This is a genomic window from Liquorilactobacillus uvarum DSM 19971 (genome assembly GCF_001434935.1).
Classification (GTDB): domain Bacteria; phylum Bacillota; class Bacilli; order Lactobacillales; family Lactobacillaceae; genus Liquorilactobacillus; species Liquorilactobacillus uvarum.
In genome coordinates this window covers 55,169-81,178 of sequence record NZ_AZEG01000005.1, presented here as the reverse complement: position 1 = coordinate 81,178, position 26,010 = coordinate 55,169, and the positions used below count along the sequence as shown (strand labels likewise).

Genomic DNA, 26,010 nt, shown 5'->3' with positions numbered 1-26,010 from the left:
AATTAAAGTACTAAATGTGAGAAGATAGGAACAACCAAATCAACAACGGCACCGATAATAACGACGGCGATGGCAGCCATTGATCCTTGAACGGAACCTAGTTTCAATGCAAAGGCAGAACCAACGGTATGACCGGCAGTACCCAAACCAAGACCTTCACCAATAGGATCATCGTTCAATCGAAACTTTCGAACAAGCCAACCGCCAAGTGCGTAAATAATAACAGCGTTGAGAATACATGCCATGGCAGTGATTGAGGAATTTCCGCCAATAGCCTTAGAGATAGGTAGAGCTATTGCTGTTGTTGCAGCTTGAGGGAGCATTGAAGCTGTTCCAGTTTGATTTAAACCGATTAACTTGGAAACACCCACAATAGCAAAGAGTGAAATAACTGTTCCGAAAAGTAACCCTGAAAGAATCTCTGCCCAATATTTTTTGACGATATCATTACGTTTGTATAAAGGAATAGCGAATGCAATCGTTGCGGGATTTAGAAACCAGAAAATGATGTCTCCTCCAGGACGATAAGCAGTGTTGTAAAGGTTAGCAACATCCTGACCTAAAAACTTAGCTAGAACAACTAAAATGATAATTCCTAAAACCATTGCAACAAATAAGGGTTGAAAGAAAAACAGCCCATGTGTTTTTTTAAAAAGCCATTGTCCAACCAGATAGACGATAAGTGAAAGAAAAATGCCGAAAAATGGAGTTGTAAGTATTTGCATAACTAGTTCTCTCCTTTCGCACGTGAAAGTACATGAACGGGAACGCTTTTAGCAGTTTTTGTTTTCTTGAGATGTACAGGGTGCTTCCTTTTCAACCAGATGAAGAAACGCACTGTATACGCTGTTACAAGCAGTAAAATGATGGTGGAAATGATAATTACTGTAACGATTTGCAGGCCTTCAGCCTTCATGATACCAAGGTTGGCTGCAAGGGAGATGCCGGAAGGAACAAAGAGGAAGCCGATCAGATTGATTAAAATGGCACCAAACGAGTCTACCCATTCCACTTTGATAATGTGTAATGAGAGAAGGGAATAAAGCAAAATCATTCCAATGACAGGTGCTGGAACAGGGAATGAAGCTGGAGCTAGGTTAGAAATAATATTAGAAACGAAAAGGATACTTGCATATATTCCCATTTGTACGAGAAGGGGAGCTTGTTGTGATTTTTTGTTAGTGTTAGCGCTTTTATTTTGCTGTGACATAATTCATCATCCTCTCGTGTTTTTATACTTTTATCATAAATAAAAAACACACAAAAAGACCGTTTTTGTGCTTAAATGCAAAAAATGGCCTGTGAATGATGAAAAATAACATGTTAATAGCTAGCCTATCTACATATTCAAACGTTGCTTTAATTCTTTCATGAACGAACGCCCCACAGGTATACGTGCGTTATTTGTCAAAATTAGAACGAATGTGTGGTTGAACCATGGTTGGATTTCACGGATGTATTCAAGGCAGACAATCGCGCTGCGGTGAACTTGCATAAATTTTTGTGGATCCAACTGTCCTTTGATCCAGCTCAATGTTTCATGTGAAACAAAGTTATGGTTTGAATTTGTTGTAACAGTCAGGAGCCCGTTTTCAACTGTTGCAGAAATAATGTCCTTCGTTTTGATGACGGCAGTCTTTTCGTCGGCTGTGAGTGTAATGAAGTCAGCCATATTTTGAGGAGAGGAATCTTTATCCTGTTTATTTGAACGATCGCGATTCACTAAAGCAGTATTTGCTTTTTTTAGAGCTTGGTTGACACGAGTCTGCTCGAACGGTTTGAGCACATAATCAATAGCATTGATGTCGAAGGCTTGAATTGCATATTTATCATAGGCTGTTGCAAATATTACCAGTGGGGGATTGATAAGCTGTTTAAGTTCCTTTGCAAGTGTAAAACCATTTTCTTCATTCAAAGAAATATCTAGGAAAATCAAATCAATTTTTTGTGTGAGCAAGATGGAAAGAGCCTCTTTGATTCCGTCGGCTTCCATAACTTTACCAACAGTAATGTTTTGTGTGAGCAAGTATGATAACTCGTTTCTAGATAAGGGTTCATCGTCGACAATCAGTATATCCATTTTTAAGCCTCCTTGAGAGGGATCATTATTTTAATAGTTGTGCCTGAATCTGTGCTTGTGATTTGAAGATGGCTTTCGTTGCCATAAAGGCCAATCAAACGCCGGTTTAGGTTGGCAAGTGCGGTGCCCGTTCCTGTTGAGGATGCGATGGTTTCTTGACCGAGGCGTTTAAGCAAGTCCTTTCTGATCCCGACTCCATTATCTGTGACTGCCACTTGCAAACTAGTTTTTTCTTTTTTGACAGAAATATGAATCTCATTGCCGTTTTTACGATTCGGGAAAGCATGTTTAACCGAATTTTCAACCAAAACCTGTAAACAGAATGGTGGGATCTTTACTGTTGGATCTGCTTGAATATCATAACTTACATTGTACTTTTGAGGGAAACGTGTTTGTTCAAGAGACATATAGGAATTTACATGTTCTTGCTCCTGTTGCAGCGGAATTTCTGTTTCTTGGACTCCTTGTAGGCTTGAACGGAAGAAAGTACTAAGCTGCAGGAGGGCAGTACGTGCTTTATCAACATCTGTACGCATTAGCGCACTAATCGTATTGATAGCATTGAAAAAAAAGTGCGGATTTATTTGGGCTTGTAATGATTTTATTTCTGCATCACTAATTAGCTTAGACTGTTCTTCTGCCAGTCCTAAGGCCAGTTGACTTGAGAAGATCGAGGCCAGCCCTTTTGCTAAATTTTCTTCAACAGATGTAAGTCTTTCAGCTTTAGTAAAGTACATTTTCAAAGCACCGATTGTTTTTTCATTTACTTTGAGTGGCAAAACAATCGCTGATGCTAGTGGACAGCCTTGATGAGGACAGCCAATTTCTTCTTTGTGATAAGCATACTTAGTTTCACCACTGGCAATTACATGTTTAGAAAGATCAGTTAGTACAGCTTGACCAGCAACATGATGACTCTCACCGGCACCAACATGAGCAAGAACATTGATGCGATCAGTGATTCCAATGGCATCAAAGTTAGTATAGCGTTTAATGATAGTGCAGGCTTTTTGAGCAGAATTGATGTTCAATCCTTGGCGAAAGTAGGGAAGTGTTTTATTAGTCAGATTTAAGACATCGTGTGTTTGGACAGCCTTCAATTGCTGTTCGTTAGAGAGATAAGCATTTAAGATTGAGACGAACACAGCAGCACCGATACTATTTAGTAGAAGCATAGGAATAAAAATTAATTTTACAAGCGCTAAGCCGCTGAAAATACCGATAAAAACCATTTGGATGGACTCAGCCAAAATACCTAAAAGGGCTGTTAACCATGGCCTAGGGTAAGTATTATGTGTTTTTATACTTTTCCCAATCAAACCAATAGTCCAGCCAACGAATGTTGAGCTTACGATGTAAAAGTAATCTGAGAAGTTGCCTTGGAGCACACGGTGGATTCCACCGAGAAAACCAACAACACCACCGACAATTGGACCACCGACAATGCCGGCAACAGTGATGACTAGTGTCCGGGTATTAGCAATTGAATCAGATTGAGGTAGACCGGTTAAAAAAGGGGTTTGAATCAAGGTATTGTTTTGGGTAATTTCAACGCCGGTTAAGTTTGAAATTACAGCGAAAATTGAAAAAATAAGAATCAATGCAATTTGAGCTTTAGTCGTTTTTTTTGTGATTAGTTTTCTAAAAAAAGGAACATTAACCAGCAAAAAAGAAAGTACTAGAATAATCCCTAAACGCTGAAGTAAAAGAACAAAGAGGGTGAACAAGGTATATTGGCTCCTTTCCTAATTTAATTTAGGTGAAATCAATTCTTAATTTATCGTAGCACTTTGACAAATAATATGCTATGAAGCGTTGACATACTAGTGAAAATAACGGCTGTGTTGATTAGCAGGTCCATGGTGAAACTTGCTTATTAGGTGATTATAGTGAGGCAAAAAGACTAGGAGACACTCAATAAAATACTATAAAAAAACCCGCAGCAGAAAGGGTATTCTGTCGCAGGTCTTGCTATTTATTTTTTGTAATTATTGTATGAAAGTAATCTGTCGCAAGTCAAATTTCGTTGCTGTTAGAAAGCGTAACTTTTAACTGGTGTATCAAGCCAGTCATAGCGCATTAGTTGGCGGAGAGTACGATTAACCGGAATCCAAAGACCGCTTCTTAGCAAATCAGCCATTGTTAGCATAAAGACTTTATCTTTCTTTTTTCCCTTCGAGACATTGACAGTGATAACTTCATTTGTTTCAGTTTTTAATATCACTCGTTGTTTTTTTAACGCAATTACTTGTGCAGGTACAATATTGTTAGTAGTATTCATTACAGATGCACATCCTTGATATTTAATTTAACTATCCACAGTGTAGCATATTACTAAAGTCTAAAGAAAGCGTAAACATATAATTACATTTTAATAAAATGTCTAGGAAACAAATCTTATTTGGAAGCAAATGTTCTTTCAATATTGTATTATATAGAATAAAGGCGGAGGACGAAGTTTGATGAACGGTAAAAAATTATCTCTGAAAGCAGATGTCATTGTTGGTATCGGAGATCTCAGCAAAATAACTGGAGTTTCTGCAAGACAACTTAGATATTGGGAAGAAAAGGGGTATATTCAGGCTGTTCCAAGTAAAAAAAATACAACTCGCAAATATAAGTTTGAGATGTCGTATAAGGTTCAAGCGATTAAGCGATATCTGGATGAAGGATATACTCTAGCCAAATCTGTGGAACAAGCCGAAAAATTGCGACAAAAGTTTGAAATTTGGAAAAAATTTATTATGGAAAAAGTTGAAAAAGTCGAAATAACGGATGCCGAAAAAGAGTATGGTGTAATTGATTTAGGGTGTTTTGATGAAAATCAGCAAAAAAAGGTGTACGGAGTGGTCGATGAAAATGGTTGTTATTTTGAAACAAGGGTCAAGCCAGATACTGATGAATAATTTAAAGTCGGATTGGAGTGATTATCATGGAGTTTGAAGGAATACATCATATTGCAATAATTGGGCATGATTTGAAAAGAACTTTAGATTTTTATGTGACCAAACTGGATTTTGAAATTATCGCACAGCATCGAAGAGAGTCCAAAGGAGATATTAAAATAGATCTTCAAAAAAATGGACTGATGTTAGAAGTTTTTATTAAGGCAAATGCGCCCGCGAGATCTACTTATCCGGAAGGAGAAGCTTGCGGATTAAGGCACTTGGCATTTACTGTGTTAGATGTGGATAAGGCTGTAAAACGTTTAAACCAGTTAGGAATTCCAACCGAACCTGTGAGAAGGGATGATTTTACACATAAAAAAATGACTTTTTTTTTCGATCCGGATGGATTGCCGCTTGAGGTTCATGAATAACGAGAATAATCAGAACTTAGCTTACATAATTATGTAAGCTAAGTTCTTTTTTTGAAAATAGGCTTGCTTAATATTTAAATTATTTATCGGTGTTTGATGTAATTATAATAAGTTTGTGAGGTGTTTAGCTTGATAAAAGAAAGTTATGGAGGTCTGTTGTAAAAGGTTTGCATTATATGTCCATTAACGGAGTCATGTGTGACATTGTTTGTAATTATAATTATGTTAGAATGATTAAAAAACAAGTTGCTTTTTAATTAAAAAAGAATCTAGGTGTAAAAATGATTTCTGATTACAAAAAGGATTTTAAATCTAGTGGTCAAAAATATAGTTATTATGACATTGTTTCATTTATGCAGAATAAGCAACAAAATGTTGAAACATTACCCTATTCAATTCGTGTTCTTCTAGAACTGACTTTGCGGCATAGTGCGACGCACCCTGAAATGAAACAGTTTCTTGAAACTTTTGTAGACTGGGATAAGAAACATGAGTTTGATGTTCCATATAAGCCAGAACGAGTTGTTTTACAAGACTTTACTGGAGTTCCAGCTCTTGTTGACTTAGCTGCAATGCGTGAAGAAGTTAAGCGACGTGGTGGGGATGTCGAGAAGATTAATCCGGATGTTCCTGTCCATCTTGTGATTGATCATTCTGTTCAAGTAGATATGGCAGGCAGTGAAGAGGCATTTACACACAATGTTGAACAAGAGTTTAGACGAAATAAAGAAAGATATACTTTTCTAAAATGGGCACAAAATAGTTTTGATAACTTAACTATTATTCCACCTGATACAGGGATAATTCATCAAGTCAATCTTGAATATCTATCTTCAGTAGTACGCTACACGAACGGAGAGGATAGAGTAGCTTTTCCAGATACATTAGTTGGAACCGATTCACATACTACGATGATTAATGGTCTAGGAGTCCTTGGCTGGGGAGTTGGGGGAATCGAAGCCGAAGCAAGTATGCTAGGACAAGAATCTTATTTTCCAATGCCAAAAGTTGTGGGAGTTAAATTAACTGGAAAACTGTCTGCAACTGCGACAGCAACGGATCTGGCACTTACACTGACTCGACTGCTACGTGAGCATAATGTTGTTGGCAAGTTTGTTGAGTTTTACGGACCAGGATTGGCGTCCCTTCCTTTGGCAAATCGTGCAACGATTGCCAACATGGCTCCTGAATATGGAGCAACATGTGGTTTCTTCCCAATTGATGAACAAACCTTGGCGTATTTGAAATTAACTGACCGCACCCCAGAACAGATTCAGTTAGTTAGAGATTATGCCGATGCAAATCACTTTATGTATAATGTTGAGCAAGACGACGTTCGACATTACTCAGAATATGAAGAATTGGACCTATCAACCGTCCGTAGCAATGTCGCTGGACCAAAACGTCCGCAAGACTCTGTTTATCTTGAAAATTTACCGCACCAATTTACAGAGTATGCTGATCTTCAGAATTATCCCGTTGAAGTAGAGGGCGAACATTTTAATTTACTTCCAGGCGATTTAGGCTTAGCAGCAATTACGAGTTGTACCAATACTTCAAATCCTGAAGTACTGATCGCAGCTGCTCTGATTGCAAAGAATGCTATTGCGGCAGGTTTGAAGGTTCCCAAGTATGTTAAAACGTCATTTTCACCGGGGTCTCGAGTTGTGACAGATTATCTTGCAGCTGCAGACCTACAACGTTATTTAGATGGTTTAGGTTTTCAGATTGTTGGTTACGGCTGTATGACATGTATTGGAAATTCAGGCAAGTTGAAGACTGGCCTGCAAGAGCGTTTAGCAGATGAAAATTATCCGATTGCAGCAATTGAAAGTGGTAACCGTAATTTCGAAGGAAGAGTTAATCCACTGATAAAGGATACTTATTTAGCATCACCGCCATTGGTCGTTGCCTATGCACTTGCGGGAACATTAAATATCAATGTTGATACGCAACCTCTTGGAACAGATCCAAAAACTGGTACTGAGGTATATCTTAGAGATCTGTGGCCAAGTCAAGAAGAAATCAGTTCTGTTATCCATCGGTTTGTTAAACCACAGCTCTTTTCCAATAATTATAGAGATATCTTTAAACAAAACAAAATGTGGAATGAACTGAAAGCTCCAACATCCGAGACATATCATTGGGATGAAAAGTCCACTTATATCGCTGAACCGGATTTCTTTTCTGAAACGAGCAAACAAGAAAAATTAACGGGGCTTAGAGTTTTGGCTAAGCTGGGTGATTCTATTACAACAGACCATATTTCACCAGCTGGATTTATCGGGCAACGCACGCCTGCGGGAAAATATTTATTGGACCATGGAGTTGATCCTGCTGATTTTAATTCGTATGGATCTCGCCGTGGCAATCATGAGGTTATGATGCGTGGGACGTTAGCTAATATCAGGCTTCAAAATCAATTGACTGCAGACAAAATGGGCGGTTTCACCAAATCGTGGTTAAGTGGAGAAGAAACAACGATTTACGATGCAGCAATGGAATATAAAGAACATCAGATCGGAACTGTTATTCTAGCCGGGAAAGATTATGGTATGGGTTCTTCACGCGATTGGGCTGCTAAAGGTGTTTTGCTTTTAGGTGTTAAAGCGGTTATTGCGGAAAGCTTCGAGAGAATTCACCGTTCTAACTTGGTTATGATGGGTGTCTTGCCATTACAGTACCTGTCAGGGGATACGACCGATAAGTTAGGGTTGACAGGTGATGAAGAAATTTCAATTCAGCCAGATGGAGAGATAGCTCATGTGAGCGCAGTGAGCAAAGAACACACAATTAAATTTGATGTCAGAATCAGATTTGATGCACCGATTGATCGAACTTATTATCAGGAGCACGGTATACTGCCATTAGTTGTTAAAAATAAATTAGAAGTATAGAAGGGCACAAGTATAAGGAGGGATTAGATGAGTTATGCGAAAGGCTTAGCTGGTGTTGTTGCAGGACAGACCAAAATCAGTTCAACAGATAATCAAAGACTGACGTACGCAGGTTATCCGATTGAAGAGCTGGCACAGAAAACGTTTGAGGAAGTTGTATTTTTGTTATGGAATACACGTTTGCCAAATCATGCTGAATTACTGGAATTTAGGAAAGATTTGGTCAACAAGATGGTTTTACCAGCGGAAACAATCCGTTTGTTGAGTTATATTGCTAGAGAACCGCAGCATCCGATGAGCATTTTGCGAACAACGACTTCGCTTTTAGGAACAACTAACGATGTCGAGCATGATGAACCACCTAAAATACTTGCAAAAATGCTGACAGCAATAGCAGCGATAGTTAGGATTCGCGATAATGACCCATTGGTTGATCTCGATCCTTCATTAGGTGTTGCGGACAACTTCCTCCATATGCTGACAGGAAAGCGTCCAGATTCTGAGTTATCAAGGATGTTTAACACGGTTATGATTTTGCACGCAGATCATGAATTTAATGCATCTACTTTTACAGCTAGGGTAGTTTCTTCAACATTTGCAGATTATTATTCATGTTTAACGGCTGCTGTATGTGCGTTGAAAGGGCCACTGCATGGCGGCGCAAATGAACGTGTTTTTGAAATGCTGAACATAATTGTAGAAAATGGGATGGACCCGTTGCGTTTTGTTGAAGTGCAGAATCAGAATAAACGCAAAGTAATGGGATTTGGTCATCGAATTTATAAAAATGGTGATCCACGAGCCTTTATTTTGAAAGATATTGCCCAAAAGTTAGCAAAAGAAACTGATAATCAAAAATATTTTGAAATTCAACAGCAGCTAGCTGATTATATGCTCAAAAGTAAACAATTGCATCCAAATGTTGATTATTACACGGCACTTATCTACCACTGCTTAGGACTAAAAAAGGAAACTTTTACAATGATTTTTGCGGCTTGTCGGACAGCCGGATGGCTGGCGCACGTGGTTGAACAACGTAATCAGAAGTGCTTGATAAGGCCAAATTCCGAATATATTGGTCCTAAGGAACGACATTGTATAAAACAGCAAAATTGATAAGAAGGAGATAGGAGTTATGGAAGCTAAGAAGATTCAGATTATAGGCGGAGAACTTTTGACTCCAGATATTCCAACGATCCCCTTTATAGCGGGCGATGGAATAGGTCCCGAAATTTGGCAGGCTGCTAAAAAAGTCTTCGACGAAGCAGTAAAAAAAGCTTATGCGGGTGAGCGGCAGGTTAATTGGCTGCCATTGCTAGCAGGAGAGAATGCATATCGAAAAACAGGTAAATGGCTTCCAGACGAAACTGTTGAAGCTTTAAGAAAATATCTTGTCGCAATTAAAGGGCCATTAACGACGCCAGTCGGACATGGACATCGTTCTATTAATGTGACTTTGCGACAAGAGTTGGATTTATTTGCTTGTTTCCGGCCTGTGAGGTATTACGTGGGAACTCCATCACCTGTCAGAGAACCGGAAAAGGTCAATATAGCGGTTTTTCGAGAGAATACAGAAGATATTTATGCCGGAATAGATTTTGATTCTGGCAGTACAGCAGCAAAAGAATTGCTGAAGTTGCTTGAAAAAGAAAATCTAGCTGACAGGGTACGTTTCCCGAAGACCTCGGCTTTTGCAATCAAACCGGTTTCCAGTGAAGGGACTAAACGTCTTGTTAATGCAGCAATTACTTATGCACTTGAGCATGGAAAACACAATGTTACGTTAGTACACAAGGGTAACATTATGAAGAAAACGGAGGGAAACTTCAAAAAGTGGGGTTATGAAATAGCAGAGAGCTTTGGGGACAAAGTCTATACGATGGCACATTATGAAAAAAGCAAGAAAGAAAACGGTGAGGCAGCAGCACAGCAGCAATTAGAGACAGCTAAGCTGAATGGCAAAGTCATTGTTAAAGACATAATTGCAGATAACTTTTTCCAACAATCTTTGCTGAATCCTGCTCAATATGATGTAGTTGCTACTTTAAATCTGAACGGCGACTATATCTCTGATGCTTTAGCAGCTCAGGTTGGAGGAATTGGTATTTCTCCAGGAGCAAATATTAATTATCAGACAGGACAGGCGATTTTCGAGGCTACTCATGGCACAGCACCTCAATTTGCAGGCCTGAATAAATTGAATCCAACTTCATTGATCCTATCTGGAGCGATGATGTTTGATTATATTGGCTGGACGGAAGCTGCAGTATTAATCGAATCTTCTGTCTCGGATGCTATTGCACAACACTATGTTACAGAGGATTTTGCTCAAAAGATAACAGATGCACATAAGCTAGGGACAAGTGAGTTTGCTGATTATATTATTAGTAAACTCAAAACTAAAACAAATAATCTAGGATAAGTTTTTGTATGTTGGTATAGTTAAAGTAAGGGATTAATCCGGTAAAGCTGGTTTAGTTCCTTTTTTTTATGGTTTCAAATAAGAGTGACCAGTTATTTTTAAAATATTGGGTTTATTTTTTGATGATATAAGTTGATGCTGTTCTAAGTCAAGGTAAGATGATATTCTTAAGTTTAGCGGGGGTATTTGATCGAATGAAAACAAAAGAAAACAATCTTAAAGAAATTATAGGTTTTATCATCCTTACAATGGCTTTATTGAAATTTTTACGCTGGCTCGTGGGTGAAGGCCTATCCGATTATTGGAATATTATGTTTTTCAGTGAGTTATGTATTCTTATAGTAGTTTCATTGATGAACTGGCTGTATTTTAAAGTTCAAATAGAGGCTAGGATTGGATATTTAAGAACAGGGCTGCTTTTAAGCATTCCTGCATTAATTCCGGCTGCTGCAAATTATTTACAAATAAAACAGCTTCCTCCGTGGTCGACTACACTTAAGTTGCTGGCTTTAAGTTTGTTGGTCGGTTGTTTTGAAGAATTATTGTTTAGAGGAATTCTGCTACGTAGCTTATTGATAAAATGGAAAGGCTTGAAGCATGGACCGCTATTAGCACTTTTTGTTTCAAGCGTTGTTTTTGGTTTAATTCATTTGATTAATCTGACGCACCAGTCGCTTCCGGCGACTTTTTATCAGGTAGAGTTTGCTTTTAGCTTAGGGATGCTTCTTGGAGGAATTTATTTACGGTCGCATAATATACTTTTGTGCATTTTTTTACATGCATTGATAGATAGTGGTGCATTTTTTGCTAATTGGATGAATAATAGTGTAACTATGCAAGCACCCGCAATATGGATGCTTGCCGCAGGGATTATTATTTTTGCACCATATTATCTTTTAGGTGTAATTTATGTCAGACCTAGTAAGAGAAAGGTTATTTTTAAATGAAAATTGAATCTGAGTGGACGGATAGTTGATGTAATTAATTTTAAAACACATTATTGCAAGAAATTGAAGTTAAATATAAAAATTGGGATCTCTAGTCCCAAACCATTGCAGTCGAGCCGAATCCTGCTATACGAAATAAAAGAAATAAATGACGGAGTGATATTTTGACTGGGAAAAAAAACAATCGAAGGACTCTCTATACTAAGAGAATGATTCGTGAAAGCTTTCTGGAACTGTTGCGGCATAAAGAATTGGAAAAAATAACGGTAACTGATATTTGTTACGAAGCTGATATTAATCGAGGAACATTTTATCGATATTATGAAAGTCCGCTTAATTTAATGCAGTGCTTGCAAGATGAGGTGTATGAAAGATGCATGTGTTTGATTAAACAACGATTCAAGGGTGATACTTGTGTAGTGCTCAGAACTGTTTTTGAAGTGCTAAAAGGGACAGATCCAGAAATTGTTAAGTTTACTATAGACAAGCAAAATCACTATACGTTTTTGGAAGAAATTTTTAAAGGTGCTAAGGAAGCTACACGTCCTTTTATCATGCAGCGTATAAAATGGTTGACGGATACTCAGTTTGATTATTACTATGCATATGTTACGAATGGAATCATAGGGATCATTTCACAATGGATTCGTAGTGGAATGACACATAATACGGACAAAATCGAAAAAATGTTCGTACTTCTTCTTGAACAGAGCAAACAAGACTTGGAAACTAGAAGTTTGGAATTTCTCAAACTCAATTGAAAAACTTTATAAGTGTCAATCAAAATTAGTCGGCAGTTATAAGGGATTTTACCAAGGAAGAAAATGTTGGGTTATTGAGCGAGCTTGAGCAGGACTAAAAAAATAGCACTGTGTTAAAATCGTATTGTGTCCTAGGTATTTGGATCTCTAGGTCGTGTGAAACTTAGTTGTGACAATACTGGTGCTGCTCAAGATGCGATTAGGATACTGAATTGTGTCAACGTGCCAGACTTGAAGAGAGCGTCCTATACGGATGGGTTTTGCAACTGCGTTAAGGATTCCGTTTGAGACGGGAGCAAGGTGATTTGTATTAACACTGATGCCGATGGCAATCTGATCATCAGAAGCTGCACAGTTGGCTGCGATGCTAGCCGCTGTTTCGGCCAATACAGTGTTAATCCCTCCGTGGACAAAACCATAGGGCTGTTTTATAGCATCACTTACTTTCAAGGAAACAATAGTTTTTTGGGCGCTGCGGCATTCAACTTTTATATCTAAGTTTTCAAGCAGATTCATGGTCAGACCTCCAATAGTTGCAACTTTATTTTAACAGAAAGGAACTACGATAATGGAAAAATATAATTGGAAAAGAATTAAAAAATATTCTGAGATCATTTTTGAAAGAACGGACAGAATTGCGAAACTGACAATCAATCGTCCTGCAAAACGGAATGCGTTCACTCCAGTCACTATTAGTGAACTTATAGAAGCTTTCAGCATTTGCCGCGATGACAGCACGATTGGAGTCATTATTTTAACAGGCGCGGGAAATCAGGCATTCAGTTCAGGTGGTGATCAGGGAATACGTGGTAATGGCGGGTATGTGGGGCCAGACAAAATTGCACGTTTAAATGTTTTAGATCTACAGCATTTGATCAGAATTATTCCTAAACCAGTGATTGCAATGGTGAAAGGTTGGTCTGTTGGTGGAGGCAATGTTTTGCAACTCGTCTGTGACCTGACAATTGCTGCGGATAATGCCATGTTTGGCCAAACGGGGCCCAAAGTCGGTAGTTTTGATGCTGGTTATGGTTCAGGCTATTTAGCGCGCGTTATTGGTCACAAACGTGCTAAAGAGGTTTGGTTTCTAAATCATTGGTATACAGCTCAAGAAGCACTTGAAATGAATTGGATTAATAAAGTGGTTCCATTGGATGATGTTGAAGTGGAAACTTTGAAATGGTGTGATGAATTGCTGACTAAGTCACCAACAGCGCTTCGTTTTATCAAGGCTGCAATGAATGCTGATACGGATGGACTTGCGGGTCTGCAGCAATTTGCAGGCGATGCTACTATGCTTTATTATACAACTGATGAAGCTAAGGAAGGCCGCGATGCATTTAATGAAAAAAGGCATCCAGATTTCGGTCAGTTTCCTAAATTCCCATAGAATAAATAAATCAGGTAACAGGAAGCGATATAATGGAGAATTGGTTGATTAAGCAAGCTGAACTGGCACCATATCGGCCAGCTTTAGTTTATGAGGGACGAACATGGAATTTTAGGCAACTTAAAACAAAGGTACATAAAATTGCTGGAAAGTTAACGCATTTTATCGGCAAATCCGTCAAACGAGCTGGAATTATTGCGGACAATACACCTGCGAGTTATTTTATGATACTTGCATTTCAGCAGTTGGGTGTACAGCCTGTTCTATTAAATTGTCGTTTAGCTTTTTCGGAATTAGAACGTCAGCGAGAAGATGCTGAGGTTTTGGTGGTTTTTGTTGATGATTTATTAAAAAAAAGATTTGAGCAGCGTGTGAAAAGTAATACACATTATTATTTTATTTCAGAATTGGATTCAATTACATCCGATAGCCCAGTTATAATCCAGTCTTTTGAAGATGATAAAATTGCATCCATTATGTATACCTCAGGAACAACTGGACATCCGCATGGAGTGTTGCAAACTTTCCGTAATCATTTTTTTTCAGCAGTTGGTTCAGTATTTAATCTGGGGCTTCAAATTGATGATCAATGGCTTTGTGCTGTTCCTATTTTTCATATTAGTGGTTTGTCAATAATGATGCGTAGTTTAATATATGGGACCGGTGTTATTCTGGTACCGCATTTTGATCCTGTAAAAATTACTAAATTGCTGGCTTTTAAACACGTTAGCTTGATGTCGGTCGTTCCCATAATGCTTAAGCAGCTTTTGGAACTGTATCCGACTGAAGGATACAATGAGTCTTTTCGAACGTTTTTGCTGGGAGGAGCTCCAATTGATGCTGCGACACTTGGCAGCTGTCAGAAAAAAGGAATTAGCGTCATCCAATCATACGGGATGACAGAGACCTGTTCTCAGGTTGTAGCGTTAAACTTTGCTGATGCTCCATCCAAGATTGGATCAGTGGGCAAACCACTTTTTCCAGTTCAATTGCGAATTAATACAGGAAAGATTGGCGAAATTGAGGTTAAAGCGCCTAATCTGGTGAAGGGATATCTTAACGACCAAGCAGGCTTCAATGATAAACTGACACAGGATGGTTGGTTTAGAACTGGGGATATTGGAAATTTCGATAAGGAAGGTTTTCTCTTTATCAAGGGGCGCAAGGATGAAATGTTTATCTCGGGCGGAGAGAATGTTTTTCCAAATGAGGTCGAAAATGTTTATGCTAAAGTGGCGGGAATAAAAGAAATTGCGGTCATCGGGATACCTGACAAAAGATGGGGGCAGGTCCCCTATGCATTTGTTGAACTGCAAGATCATTCTAAGCTTGATGCTGCTAGCTTAAAACTATACGGTAGAGAGAAACTGGCTCATTATAAGGTTCCACAAGCGTTTATCACAGTAGATAAACTCCCGCGCACTGCTAATGGAAAGTTAAAACATTCTGCAGTACGTGAGCAATTCTCGAAAGTAATAGCTAAATTGAACAAGGAAAATTAAAGATTTTCCTTGTTGTTTGAAAAAATTTTTATTAATGGAGCTGCTACAAAAATATCTAATGAATTTCAAATCTGCATTTCCCAGGAAATAGTAACTTAAAGACTTATATGTGCTAATTTGAGAATTAATTTACTGATCCTTGGCTGCGTGTTCTAGTGTGATCTCTGTCAACAGAGAAAAAAGCTTGTAAAGCTGAACAATAAAATGACTGACTGAAAATGTCTTTGGCAGATACTTTCAGTCAGTCATTTTTTAGTTGTTATAGTTAGTGTTCTTTTCACTCACGTGTTCTCTTACTTGTTCAAAAATAGTCACAATATGGCGGTCTGATAATTGATAGTTAACTTTTTGACCGGAACGAATGCCGCGAACAAGACCAGTTTGGCGTAGCAATTTTAATTGATGCGAAATTGCAGATTGTGAAATACCGATTGTTTCGGCAATCTCATTTACGGAGAGACTGCGTTCGGTTAACAGAAAAAGTATTTTATAGCGTGTCTGGTCACCAAAAGACTTGAAAAGCTGAACACTTTTTTCAAGCTCAATTGTTGTCGGTAATTGGATATCGGTTGATTTTGCCATCAGGTTCACCTTTTTAGACGTTTTTGCAATATTATCAGAAGCTAGCCTCATCTAATAGTTACTTTCAACCATTATACCGCAATTCAAAAATGAATCAAAATAGAAAAAAGCGGGATGTAGTGGTAAATTACTCGGTTTTTTTAGCTAACATATCTATCAGGTCAAAAAATTTAGTATGATCCACGTCATACACTAAATTCGCTTTACGTCCATTATCAGTTAAGAAAGTTTGTCCATCAGATGGAAATTCAAGCTTAACATCGCATTTTATTTCCTTAGTTTTAACGATGCTTGGATCGAAGAAATAACATGTTGTTAAAACATCCCATAGATAATAAGTCGAATTTGTTTCAAAAAAATTTAACTCTGGAACGAAAGCATAGCTGTTGCCAATGAAATCAAGACCTGGATAACGACGTTGTGAAGCCCACCTTTGACGGATTTTTTGTGTTAATGGAACATTGTTTGTACTTTCAAGGCTGACCAAATCGATTGGTATTGATGAATTAAAGACAGTTTTCACTGCTTCAGGGTCCCAAAAAGCATTCCATTCTTGTGTTCCGTTGCAATCTGGTTCAGCAACATTTCCCTTTTGCAAGAATGTTCCCCCCATCCAAATGAGACGTTTAATTTTTTTCTCAATTGAAGAATCTATTTGCAAAGCCTGAGCAAGATCTGACAGAGGACCAGTGAAGAGTAGCGTTATAGGGTTTGACGCCCTTTGAAGCTTATGTAAAAGATCAAGATGAGCTGGCTCAGATGCATTCGGAGTAATTATTTTTCCACTTTCATTCAGAATGGGGAGTGCATTTTCGGAGTAAGCTGCTAGACGCCATTCTTTAGGGAAAGGGTGTGCTGCACGCGCGTTAGATGTTGCAATAGATAGTTTGGCGCCTTGACCAAAGCGATCAACAATTTTGCGACTCGCTTCAACTGCCGGGACAACATAGCTATCGGCGTTGACAACTCCAACTCCTGTTAATTCAACGTTTTCCATTTGCAGCAACAGAAAGAGAGAGATTAAATCATCAACTCCCCCATCATGGTTAAAATAAACTTTTTCAGTCATGTTTTGCGACCTTTCTAATAAAAACTTAATGAACCGACTAAACTAATATCCTAAATTATACATAAAAGGATAGTGTTCGTCAAAACATTCCAATAACGAGCTTATTACATTAAATGTCAGTATATAGGCTACTAAAGACGAACTATTTGTGGTTTATATCAAAATAATATATTGATTTTATGGTGGAAGAAAGGTATACTTCTCTGCATAGAAAATTAATTTGGGGGATGCATTCATTGAAAAAGAAAGCAGTAGCAGTTCTAGCGGCAACATTGATGGTCGGAACATTTCTTGTAGGATGTGGTAATAATTCTGCATCAAGCAAGGGAACCAAACATTCAGCAGCTTTAGTTACCGATGGCGGAGGGATTGATGATAAATCCTTTAATCAGTCGGCTTGGGAAGGTTTGAAGAGCTGGGGGAAAAGTGAAGGACTGAAAAAGGGAATCAATGGATACAACTATGCACAATCAGACGATGACTCAGATTTTTTGCCTAACATTAATAAATTAATTAAGGCTAAGTATGCAACTATTTTTGGAATAGGTTATAAGCTGGATAATGCAATTAGTTCGGCTGCAAAGGACAATCCTAAAACGAATTTTGCAATCATTGATTCAGTAGTAAAGGGTCGAAAAAATGTAGCGTCAGTGACGTTCAAAACGGAGCAATCTTCGTTCTTAGCAGGGGTGGCAGCTGCTGAAACTACTAAGACTGGACGTGTAGGTTTTGTTGGTGGAATTCAAAGTGATGTTATCAAAACATTCGAAGCTGGTTTCAAACAAGGTGTAAAAGCAGTTAATCCTAAAATTAAAGTTGATGTTAAATATGCAGGTTCGTTTACAAAAGCTGACGTTGGCCAGTCTTTGGCAACCGCTATGTTTAACAACAATGAAGATGTTATTTTTCACGCAGCTGGCGGAACAGGTGCAGGAGTGTTCACCGCAGCCAAAAACGCAGCCAAGAATGGTAAAAAAGTTTGGGTTGTCGGTGTTGATCAAGATCAAAAAGCAGATGGTGCATACAAGGGTGGTAATGTAACTCTGGCGTCAGCTGTGAAAAAAGTAGGAACGGCTGTAAAGGATTTGTCTAAACAAGCTGCAAAAGGCAAGTTTCCTGGTGGAAAGACAGTTACTTATGATTTGAAAGATAATGGCGTAGGAATCGTTAATGATAATATGTCTGCAAGTGCTTGGAAGTCAGTTCAACAATATGAAAAGAAAATTGAAAATGGTCAGATTACTGTAAGTCCTAAATAAAGAATTCAAGGCAGTGTGCTGGGTCATTCTTAACACATATAAATGGTGAAGAGTTGGTAATGTACCAATGCTTCACCATTTTGCTACTTTGTGAGCTGACTTAAAGAAAGGAAAAAGAATGGAAAAAGACGTTGTTCAAATGAAAAACATTACCAAGAAGTTTGGAAACTATAAGGCTAATGATGATATTTCATTAGAGCTAAAACAAGGAGAAATATTGGCCTTGCTTGGTGAAAATGGGGCAGGGAAATCTACTTTGATGGGGATGTTGTCTGGCTTGTTGAAACCTACTTCCGGCGAGATTGTGATCAACGGAAAATCTGTAAAAATGGAAAATCCGCGGGATGCAAAAACGTTAGGAATTGGAATGGTTCATCAGCATTTTATGCTGATACCTGCATTTTCTGTACTTGAGAACATCATTCTCGGGGATGAACCGCTTAAAGCAGGGCACATAAATTATAAGCAGGCCGCAAAAGACATAGCACTTTTAGCTGGTAAGTATCATTTGAAAATAGATTTAAGTGCAAAGGTAGCTGATATTACGGTCGGAATGCAGCAACGTGTGGAGATAATGAAAGCATTGTATCGCAAAGCCAACATTTTTATTTTTGATGAACCGACAGCAGCACTGACTCCGCAGGAAATAGACCAGTTGATGAAAATTATGCGTGCTTTGTCAGATGAAGGCAAGTCAATTGTTTTTATTACACACAAGCTCAAGGAAATCAAAGAAGTAGCAGATCGATGTGTTGTCATACGAATGGGAAAAGTTATAGATTCTGTCAAGGTTGCTGAAACAAGGGAAGAAGCATTGGCAGAGATGATGGTTGGTCACAAAATTAATTTTGCAGTAGATAAAAAAGAAACCAATAAAAAAGAAACTATTTTCAAAATTGATAAGTTGAATGTGGAAGCACATGGACAGCTTAAAATAAAAAACCTGGATCTGACGGTTCATTCCGGTGAAATAGTCGGTGTTGCAGGTGTTGATGGTAATGGTCAAAGTGAATTGATAGAAGCTATCACTGGTTTGCGTAAAATAAAAACTGGCATCGTTGTATTGAATGGCAAAAAAATTCAGCACCAATCTGCACGTAAAATAGCCGAGGCAGGAGTTGGTTGTATTCCTGAAGATCGGCAGAATGTAGGCTTAATACTGCCTTTGACGATTTCTGAAAATTTAGTTTTGAAATCCTATTACAAAAAGCCAGTTAGCAATAAAGGTTTTTTGAATTATAAAAAAATTAACGAAGATGGACGCCAGCTAATCAAAAATTTTGATATTCGTTCTCAAAGCGAAAAAGAGCTAGTAGGGGATCTTTCTGGGGGAAATCAGCAGAAAGTAATAGTTGCACGTGAGATAAGTGCTCAGCCAGAGTTATTGATTGCTGCCAATCCAACACGTGGGGTTGACATTGGGGCAATTGAGTATATTCATGAGAAAATTATAGAGCAACGCAATGCAGGCCGTGGAGTACTATTGGTAAGCTTTGAACTTGAAGAGATTTTAAAGTTATCGGATCGTGTTGTTGTGATGCATGAAGGACAGATTGTTGGAGAAATTGACCCTAGGGATACTTCTAGTGAAGAACTAGGCATGCTGATGGCTGGGAAGCAGCTGGCTGAATAAGAGATGGGAGAGGTAAGTTAAGATGCTACATAGCAGGTCGATGAAAGGGTTAGCCGTTCCTTTGATTTCAATTGCCGCTGGTTTCATTATTGGTGCAGTATTGATGTTGATATTTGGTTATGACCCGATACAAAATTATCAAAACTTGTTGATTGGTTCATTGGGCGACGTTTATTCTATCGGTGAAACGTTGCGCAATATGACACCTTTAATATTAACAGCTTTGGGTTTTGCAGTTTCAAGCAAGGCAGGTTTTTTTAATATTGGTGGTCCAGGACAATATTTGATGGGGTGGTTTGGTTCCATTGTTTTCGCATTAAGTTTTTCTAACTTACCAACGTGGTTTTTGATTGTTGGTTCCTTGATGTGCGGAGCTTTTTTTGGTGGAATTTGGTCTTTTATCGCGGGTTTTCTAAGAGCTTATTTTGGCACCAGCGAGGTTATTACGACAATTATGTTAAATTATATTGCATTGTACTTTGTTAATTTTGCTGTTAAAAATTGGCTGGCTAGTAAGGGAAGTGATTCATCGCCCAACATCGCAAAAAGAGCCAGTTTGAATACAGAGTTCTTACAGAAACTTACAAATAACTCAACTTTTAATTGGGGTTTCTTTATTGCACTTATCATGGTTGTAGTGATTTGGATATATTTCAATAAAACACGTTCTGGATTTGAGGTTCGATCTGTTGGATTAAATGAAGCAGCGTCACTGTACGCTGGGATTAATGTAAAAAGAACGATTGTGGTTGCAATGCTAGTCTCAGGTTTGCTCGCCGGGGTGGGCGGTGCGATCGATGGGTTAGGTAATTTTCAGAATATTTCTGTCTCTAATAACCTTCCGAGTGTTGGTTTCAATGGGATGGCGGTTGCTTTACTGGCAGCTGAAAATCCAATCGGAATTATTTTTGCGGCCTTGTTATTTTCTGCTCTGCAGATCGGTGGATTGAGTATCTCGGTTTATTCCAATACGCCTAGTGAAATTGTTGATATTGTCATTGCTTCTATTATCTTTTTTGTTGGTATTAAATACATTTTCAAAGTAGCCTTAGCTAGAAACTGGGGTAAAAGAAGACGTAAAACAACAAATGGAGGTGCAGATAAATGAGTCTATCGACAATTTTAATGACGGTTTTTTCAACAACCTTAATCTATGCGGCTCCGCTTATCTTTACAGCTTTAGGTGGAACCTTCTCTGAAAGAAGCGGAGTTGTTAATGTTGGTCTTGAAGGTATGATGATTGTGGGTGCCTTTTCCAGCACGGTTTTTAACCTATCCTTCGGAAACGTTTTTGGGGCTGGTACCCCATGGTTGTCGCTTTTAGTCGGGGGGATTTTCGGGCTTCTTTTTTCGCTTTTGCACGCTGTTGCTACAGTTACTTATCGCGCAGATCACATTATCAGTGGGACAGTTTTGAATCTAATGGCACCAGCTTTATGTGTGTTTTTGACACGTATTTTTTATAATGGCAAAGGCCAGACACCCGTGATTGATCAGAGCATGGGTAACTTTACTTTTCCAGGGCTTACAAACATTCCACTTCTAGGAAAGATTTTATTTACTAGAACATCGTTAATTGCCTATTTAGCAATACTCGTTGGTGGAGCAAGTTGGTTTTTTCTGTATCGGACAAATATTGGCTTACGGCTCCGTTCTGTAGGTGAGAACCCTACAGCGGCAGATACACTGGGAATAAATGTGGCAAAGTATCGTTATATGGGGGTCTTGATTTCGGGTGCTCTAGGCGGAATTGGCGGGGCTGTTATGGCACAATCGATTACACTGAATTTCTCAGCTAGTACGATTTCAGGTCAGGGATTTATGGCATTAGCAGCGATGATTTTTGGCAAATGGAATCCAATGGGAGCAACTGGGGCGGCGGTCTTTTTCGGCTTAGCGCAAAGTTTACCAATTATCGGAGGTTATATACCTATTTTGTCACATGTGGACTCTGTATGGTTTCAAATTGCACCTTATGCAATTACAATCGTCGTTTTGGTCGTATTTTTAGGCAAAGCAGTTGCACCTGCCGCTGACGGACAAAATTATATTAAAGGCAAATAATAAGTGGATTCAGCATAGTCAAGAGACTGAAGTAAGGAATAATGTGTCACGCTGTCGAAGGCATCGGATGGCTGTCTAAGTGATTTATTCTTTTTCACAGTCTTTTTGTGTTCTAAAAAAATATTTTTTGCCAGTAAGCGTTTTAGATGAAGCAATTTTTCTAATGTGTTAGCATTAACACAGGGTATTTATCTGTCAATGGTTGGAGTTACTTTAATATTGGAGGGATTCACTATGGCGCTTACTGAAGAATTCAGAGAAGTTTTGACATTAAAAAATAGTCCTGGTCCATTTATCTCACTTTTTATGCCGCTTAGTTCGTCACTTCATGATGTTTCGGCTGATCGTACTCAGCTCAATAGCTTGATCACTAAAGCAAAACATGAATTAACACATAACTATACTGCAAGTGATTGGTCTTTATATGCACGTGAATTCGATAAATTTGAGCACGATCCTTTAGGCAATGCTGATGCACGCGGTTTAGTTATATATGTGGGGCCAACCGGCAGTCGGTCTTTTAAAGTGGCAAGGTCGCTTCCAAGCAAGGTAAGCATTTCAGATAAACCTGAGATTTTACCCTTGATTGCAGCGCGTGAACTGAATTTTTCATACGATATTTTGTTATTAGGGAGGGATATGTTCCGTTTAGCTCGAGTTGTCGACAATAAACCTGAGCTTGTCAAACTTCCAGATGATGCTCCTCAAACTCTGCAAGACGCTTTGGGTTCTGAATTAGGCAGTCGTGGTCACTGGCAGCGATCAACGGGCGGCGATAATGGCGGCACACAGTACAGTGGGACTGGCTCTTTAGACACGGCTGAAAATGCAGATCGGCGTAATTTCTTTATGATAGTCGACGAGTATCTGTTTAAAAACTTCTCTAATCAGGATCATCGTTCTTTAATTCTCGTTACGGATGCAAAGAATCAAGGAAATTTCCGAAAACTTTCTCAAAACACTTATTTAAATAAAGATGTGCAGATTGCACAGGTAGCCAATTTAAAGGAACCGATGACTGACTTACAAACATTAGCAACTAAAATAACGGGACAATTGGAAAAAGCAGAAATGGAAACTTTTGAGCATAAATATGAGCAAGCCGCCGGTTCTAAAAGAACTGTAACCGATTTAGGTGCTCTGATGGAAGCGGCAGTTGCGGGACAAATCGAAATGCTCTTTGTGCGCAGCGGTGCAAGTTTCCCAGGTCGCATTTCAGATCAGTTGCAAATTGATACAACATCGGTATTGAGTCGTGACAACAATGTTTACAATGATTTGGCGATGCTGTCATTGAGCCATGGAGGTCAAGTTCATGTTCTGCCATCAGAACAGATGCCCATTGCGGGGAATGCTGCCGCTATTTTAAGAAGTACAGTAACTAATAGCTGAAGATTTTATTTGCAAAGGGAATTAGCAGAAATAATTTCAAATATGCTTTAAGTGATGAAGTGGAGATTCAGTCTAAGCTTCATCTCTTTTTACATAATTAATTATTAATTTGGGCAAAGTAAAATAATATTAATGTGAAAAAGATGCAAGGAGAAAAGCTGATGCGGCAATTTGAGGATGATAACACTGCAGAAATATTGAATGTGATTTGGAAAGGAATAAACAAGGTTCCGATGCAGGAGCATAGTAATGAGCTTAAGCTTAATGTGTTCCCTACACCTTTAGGCAAAATGCTCAGTTTGTCTGATGAACGCTATTTATATTTATTGGAGTTTGTGGATAAAAGAGGGCTAGATAAGGAAATCAAAAAGCTGATTCAACATTTGACTGTGACAGTTGCTTTAGGGAGTTCAAACGTAGCTTTGGAAACACAAAAGCAGTTGCAGGAGTATTTTTCAAGACAAAGGACAAGCTTTTCGTTGCCTCTTTTTAAAGAAGGCACCGCTTTTCAAAAGAAAGTATGGACTATCTTAGAGTCAATTCCAGTCGGAAGAACATTATCTTATCAGGAAGTAGCAGCTGAGTTAGGGAATATCAAATTAGTTAGAGCAGTTGGAAATGCAAATGGAGCAAACAAACTTGCAGTCGTTATCCCTTGCCACCGAGTTATCAGGGCAAATGGCAAGTTTGGTGGATATGCTGGTGGATCAGAACGCAAGGCTGCTCTGCTTCAGTTCGAAATTGCTAATGTGGGGAACACAATTTAAGCTGAGAGGCTGAAATTAAAAAAATATTTCCTGGGAAATAAGAGTTAACAGTCACTTTGTCTAGTAACAAAGCACGAGAGCGTGGCAATTTAGTGGAAATATTGTCGGTAAGCTGCTTGCATATGTTTATTGGAACTCAAATCAAACTTTATGTGTTTAAAACAAAGCCAGAATGTTTAGTTCTACTGTGTCAAATTCATCGACGAACCAAGGAACAGACATTTTGATGTTTTTGAATGCCCAATCTGGTTGGTTTTCATTAAGGGCTTACTATAGTGCGGTAGAGAATGCAGAAAAAGGTGTGCGGTATTTTCTGCCGGCTTATTCTGTTCGTATTGCGTAAAGGTTCCTAAAATAATTCCCGCCAGATCTGAAAAGCCGGAGAGCTGTGATAATTGATGGAAATTTGAAAACAATAAATTTCTTTCCGCACCGTAGCTTTCTAAAAAAAGAATTTTATTTTTTAAATTTGGAAGATATCTAGTACCTGCAAGTTTTAAAAAGCAGCGAATATTTCCACCGACTACAATCCCTGACATAGCATGGCCTTGGACAAAGGAGTAATCGAAAGAATAAAGATCATTTGATTCTTTAAAAAGAAGATTGTAAAGAAGTTCTTTTTGTTTCCCGGTTTTATCCCAAACGATTGTTTTTAATTGAAATAATTCTACTTGAAGATCAGAGCAGGTTACGATCGCGTTTAATATAGCAGTTAGATCGCTATAACCAAAGAATAATTTGGGATTTTTTTTAATCAGGGAGTAGTCGAGGTATGGTAGAAGACTGTTCGACATGTTACCACCGCTGATGTCAAAGATTGCTTTGATTTTTTTGTTAGCAAAATGGTGATTGATAACAACAGCTTTTTGAATAAAATTACCAAGATCATTTTCATAGATTAGCGGGCTGATCTCTGTAATTAATCCCCACGAATTAAGAATATTTACTAGAGAATCAACAACTATCTTGTCGGAGGGCGAAAGCGGATCAGAACTTGCAATTAAGGCAACTGTGTCACCTTTTAATAAATGTGTATTCAATATAAAAAGACTCCTTATTTTTTCTTTATTATACGCGATGCAGATACTTTTTTGAATGACAACGAAGTTGCATATTCATAGACACTGAGTGCGGATTCAAGTTAAACTAACATTGGTAAGGAATAGTTGATTCGATTCGTAAAGCTTTGTTATCAAAAGGAGGAGTTACTTTGAAGAAACTACACGTTCTAATTCTGGGTGTGAGCTTTTTGGGACTACTGGCGGGGTGTTCTTCAAATAATCAAGATGCCGCTTCATCTAGCAGCAGCTCGGAGATTACAAGTTCAAAGACGAATCAAAAAAATGTTTTAGATGATAAGGTCAAGGTTTCTGCTAATCAAGTAATTGAAATTTATCAAAAGGCATATCCTGACACAGATATCACTTCAATCGAGCTGGATTCAACATTTGGTAAATATTATTATGAGGTTGAAGGTGTGGATGATAATAATGAATATTCACTTAGAGTTGATGCTAGCAGTAAGGCCGTCAGCCAAAAGAAGCAGGAACAACTTGATAATGATGAGAAAAACGGAACCAAACGCAATGAAGATAAGTTGAACCTGGATAAGTTGATTTCTGTGAAAGAAGCAGCCGACATAGCTGAGAAAGCGGCAGGTTCAGGAAATGCATCGGAATGGACGTTGGACAAAGATATGGACACCACATATTGGGAAGTTCAGGTAAAGAATGGCAGTAAGCAGGTCGAGGTTAAGGTAAATGCGCAAACGGGTAAAGTTTTGGAAAAAGAAACAGATGATTAAGCCGCTATTTTCCAGCGATTTATTTTTTGTTCAATACATGCAAACGCTAACTGAAAACTGCAGTTTATAAAAAAGCTGGTGTGTATGGACAAAAATGACTGCTTGTTTCGAATTTTTAGCGA

General features: G+C 38.4%; 25 protein-coding genes. 16 read left to right on the top strand and 9 right to left on the bottom strand.

The genetic code is table 11. From position 1 onward, the window contains the following. Nucleotides 1-2 precede the first annotated feature (2 nt). The 5 genes from lrgB to FD20_RS03815 form a co-directional block, all read right to left on the bottom strand. Complete coding sequence (lrgB, locus tag FD20_RS03835; RefSeq protein ID WP_057736271.1) at nt 3-725, bottom strand: antiholin-like protein LrgB; 723 nt, start codon at nt 723-725, stop codon at nt 3-5. Nucleotides 726-727: 2 nt separating this feature from the next. Then, on the bottom strand, nt 728-1,210 hold the full coding sequence (locus FD20_RS03830) for a CidA/LrgA family protein (RefSeq protein WP_057736270.1): 483 nt from the start codon (nt 1,208-1,210) through the stop codon (nt 728-730). A 129-nt stretch (nt 1,211-1,339) separates the two neighbouring features. Then, nucleotides 1,340-2,080, bottom strand: coding sequence for a LytTR family transcriptional regulator DNA-binding domain-containing protein (locus tag FD20_RS03825; protein ID WP_057736269.1), 741 nt, complete (start codon nt 2,078-2,080; stop codon nt 1,340-1,342). Nucleotides 2,081-2,082: 2 nt separating this feature from the next. Then, entirely contained in the window at nt 2,083-3,807 is a 1,725-nt protein-coding gene (locus FD20_RS03820; RefSeq protein ID WP_057736268.1) for a sensor histidine kinase, read from the bottom strand. Nucleotides 3,808-4,112: 305 nt separating this feature from the next. Further along, a complete protein-coding gene (locus tag FD20_RS03815; protein ID WP_057736267.1) occupies nt 4,113-4,361 on the bottom strand; it encodes a hypothetical protein in 249 nt (82 codons plus the stop codon). Nucleotides 4,362-4,542: 181 nt separating this feature from the next. On the opposite strand from FD20_RS03815, the gene FD20_RS03810 reads away from it, so the two are divergent. The 7 genes from FD20_RS03810 (at nt 4,543) to FD20_RS03780 (ending at nt 12,426) form a co-directional block, all read left to right on the top strand. Beyond that, entirely contained in the window at nt 4,543-4,986 is a 444-nt protein-coding gene (locus FD20_RS03810; RefSeq protein WP_057736266.1) for a MerR family transcriptional regulator, read from the top strand. A gap of 26 nt (nt 4,987-5,012) precedes the next feature. After that, nucleotides 5,013-5,399: an SMU1112c/YaeR family gloxylase I-like metalloprotein gene (gene gloA2, locus FD20_RS03805; RefSeq protein WP_057736265.1), complete on the top strand. Its 387-nt coding sequence runs from the start codon at nt 5,013-5,015 to the stop codon at nt 5,397-5,399. A gap of 281 nt (nt 5,400-5,680) precedes the next feature. Further along, nucleotides 5,681-8,296 (top strand): aconitate hydratase AcnA, encoded by a 2,616-nt coding sequence (gene acnA, locus FD20_RS03800; RefSeq protein ID WP_057736264.1) that lies wholly within the window; start codon nt 5,681-5,683, stop codon nt 8,294-8,296. Between the two features lie 27 nt (nt 8,297-8,323). Further along, complete coding sequence (locus tag FD20_RS03795) at nt 8,324-9,412, top strand: citrate/2-methylcitrate synthase (protein ID WP_057736263.1); 1,089 nt, start codon at nt 8,324-8,326, stop codon at nt 9,410-9,412. Between the two features lie 19 nt (nt 9,413-9,431). Next, nucleotides 9,432-10,718 carry an NADP-dependent isocitrate dehydrogenase gene (icd, locus tag FD20_RS03790; protein ID WP_057736262.1) on the top strand — a complete coding sequence of 429 codons (1,287 nt, stop codon included), beginning with the start codon at nt 9,432-9,434 and terminating at the stop codon, nt 10,716-10,718. Nucleotides 10,719-10,912: 194 nt separating this feature from the next. Further along, entirely contained in the window at nt 10,913-11,665 is a 753-nt protein-coding gene (locus tag FD20_RS03785; protein ID WP_057736261.1) for a CPBP family intramembrane glutamic endopeptidase, read from the top strand. 164 nt (nt 11,666-11,829) lie between these two features. Further along, nucleotides 11,830-12,426 carry a TetR/AcrR family transcriptional regulator gene (locus FD20_RS03780; protein WP_057736260.1) on the top strand — a complete coding sequence of 199 codons (597 nt, stop codon included), beginning with the start codon at nt 11,830-11,832 and terminating at the stop codon, nt 12,424-12,426. Nucleotides 12,427-12,573: 147 nt separating this feature from the next. Here the strand turns inward: FD20_RS03780 and FD20_RS03775 are convergent, their stop codons facing one another. Beyond that, nucleotides 12,574-12,942, bottom strand: coding sequence for a PaaI family thioesterase (locus tag FD20_RS03775; protein WP_057736259.1), 369 nt, complete (start codon nt 12,940-12,942; stop codon nt 12,574-12,576). 52 nt (nt 12,943-12,994) lie between these two features. Between FD20_RS03775 and menB the strand changes: the two genes are divergently transcribed. Both menB and FD20_RS03765 read left to right on the top strand, forming a co-directional pair. Beyond that, on the top strand, nt 12,995-13,816 hold the full coding sequence (menB, locus tag FD20_RS03770; RefSeq protein WP_057736258.1) for a 1,4-dihydroxy-2-naphthoyl-CoA synthase: 822 nt from the start codon (nt 12,995-12,997) through the stop codon (nt 13,814-13,816). Between the two features lie 32 nt (nt 13,817-13,848). Beyond that, on the top strand, nt 13,849-15,318 hold the full coding sequence (locus tag FD20_RS03765) for an o-succinylbenzoate--CoA ligase (protein ID WP_057736257.1): 1,470 nt from the start codon (nt 13,849-13,851) through the stop codon (nt 15,316-15,318). A 252-nt stretch (nt 15,319-15,570) separates the two neighbouring features. Here FD20_RS03765 and FD20_RS03760 read toward each other — a convergent pair whose 3' ends face one another. Both FD20_RS03760 and FD20_RS03755 read right to left on the bottom strand, forming a co-directional pair. Next, nucleotides 15,571-15,900 carry an ArsR/SmtB family transcription factor gene (locus FD20_RS03760; protein ID WP_057736333.1) on the bottom strand — a complete coding sequence of 110 codons (330 nt, stop codon included), beginning with the start codon at nt 15,898-15,900 and terminating at the stop codon, nt 15,571-15,573. Between the two features lie 127 nt (nt 15,901-16,027). After that, nucleotides 16,028-16,969, bottom strand: a complete 942-nt coding sequence (locus tag FD20_RS03755; RefSeq protein ID WP_057736256.1) for a nucleoside hydrolase — start codon at nt 16,967-16,969, stop codon at nt 16,028-16,030. Nucleotides 16,970-17,196: 227 nt separating this feature from the next. Between FD20_RS03755 and FD20_RS03750 the strand changes: the two genes are divergently transcribed. The 6 genes from FD20_RS03750 to FD20_RS03725 all read left to right on the top strand — a co-directional run bounded on the left by FD20_RS03750 (nt 17,197) and on the right by FD20_RS03725 (nt 24,084). Then, on the top strand, nt 17,197-18,228 hold the full coding sequence (locus FD20_RS03750; protein WP_057736255.1) for a BMP family lipoprotein: 1,032 nt from the start codon (nt 17,197-17,199) through the stop codon (nt 18,226-18,228). Nucleotides 18,229-18,346: 118 nt separating this feature from the next. Further along, on the top strand, nt 18,347-19,861 hold the full coding sequence (locus FD20_RS03745) for an ABC transporter ATP-binding protein (RefSeq protein ID WP_057736254.1): 1,515 nt from the start codon (nt 18,347-18,349) through the stop codon (nt 19,859-19,861). A gap of 22 nt (nt 19,862-19,883) precedes the next feature. Then, nucleotides 19,884-20,969 carry an ABC transporter permease gene (locus FD20_RS03740; protein ID WP_057736253.1) on the top strand — a complete coding sequence of 362 codons (1,086 nt, stop codon included), beginning with the start codon at nt 19,884-19,886 and terminating at the stop codon, nt 20,967-20,969. Further along, nucleotides 20,966-21,925, top strand: a complete 960-nt coding sequence (locus tag FD20_RS03735; RefSeq protein ID WP_057736252.1) for an ABC transporter permease — start codon at nt 20,966-20,968, stop codon at nt 21,923-21,925. The genes FD20_RS03740 and FD20_RS03735 overlap by 4 nt, the downstream gene beginning before the upstream one ends. Nucleotides 21,926-22,159: 234 nt before the next feature. Next, nucleotides 22,160-23,317, top strand: coding sequence for a baeRF6 domain-containing protein (locus tag FD20_RS03730; protein WP_057736251.1), 1,158 nt, complete (start codon nt 22,160-22,162; stop codon nt 23,315-23,317). A gap of 161 nt (nt 23,318-23,478) precedes the next feature. Then, a complete protein-coding gene (locus FD20_RS03725) occupies nt 23,479-24,084 on the top strand; it encodes a methylated-DNA--[protein]-cysteine S-methyltransferase (protein ID WP_057736250.1) in 606 nt (201 codons plus the stop codon). Between the two features lie 182 nt (nt 24,085-24,266). On the opposite strand, the gene FD20_RS03720 is transcribed toward FD20_RS03725, so the two are convergent. Further along, nucleotides 24,267-25,124: an LD-carboxypeptidase gene (locus tag FD20_RS03720; protein WP_057736249.1), complete on the bottom strand. Its 858-nt coding sequence runs from the start codon at nt 25,122-25,124 to the stop codon at nt 24,267-24,269. A gap of 170 nt (nt 25,125-25,294) precedes the next feature. Here FD20_RS03720 and FD20_RS03715 point away from each other — a divergent pair, with 170 nt between their 5' ends. Continuing rightward, the gene (locus FD20_RS03715; protein ID WP_057736248.1) at nt 25,295-25,888 is read left to right on the top strand and encodes a PepSY domain-containing protein; all 594 of its coding nucleotides are present in this window, start codon (nt 25,295-25,297) and stop codon (nt 25,886-25,888) included. Nucleotides 25,889-26,010 lie beyond the last annotated feature (122 nt).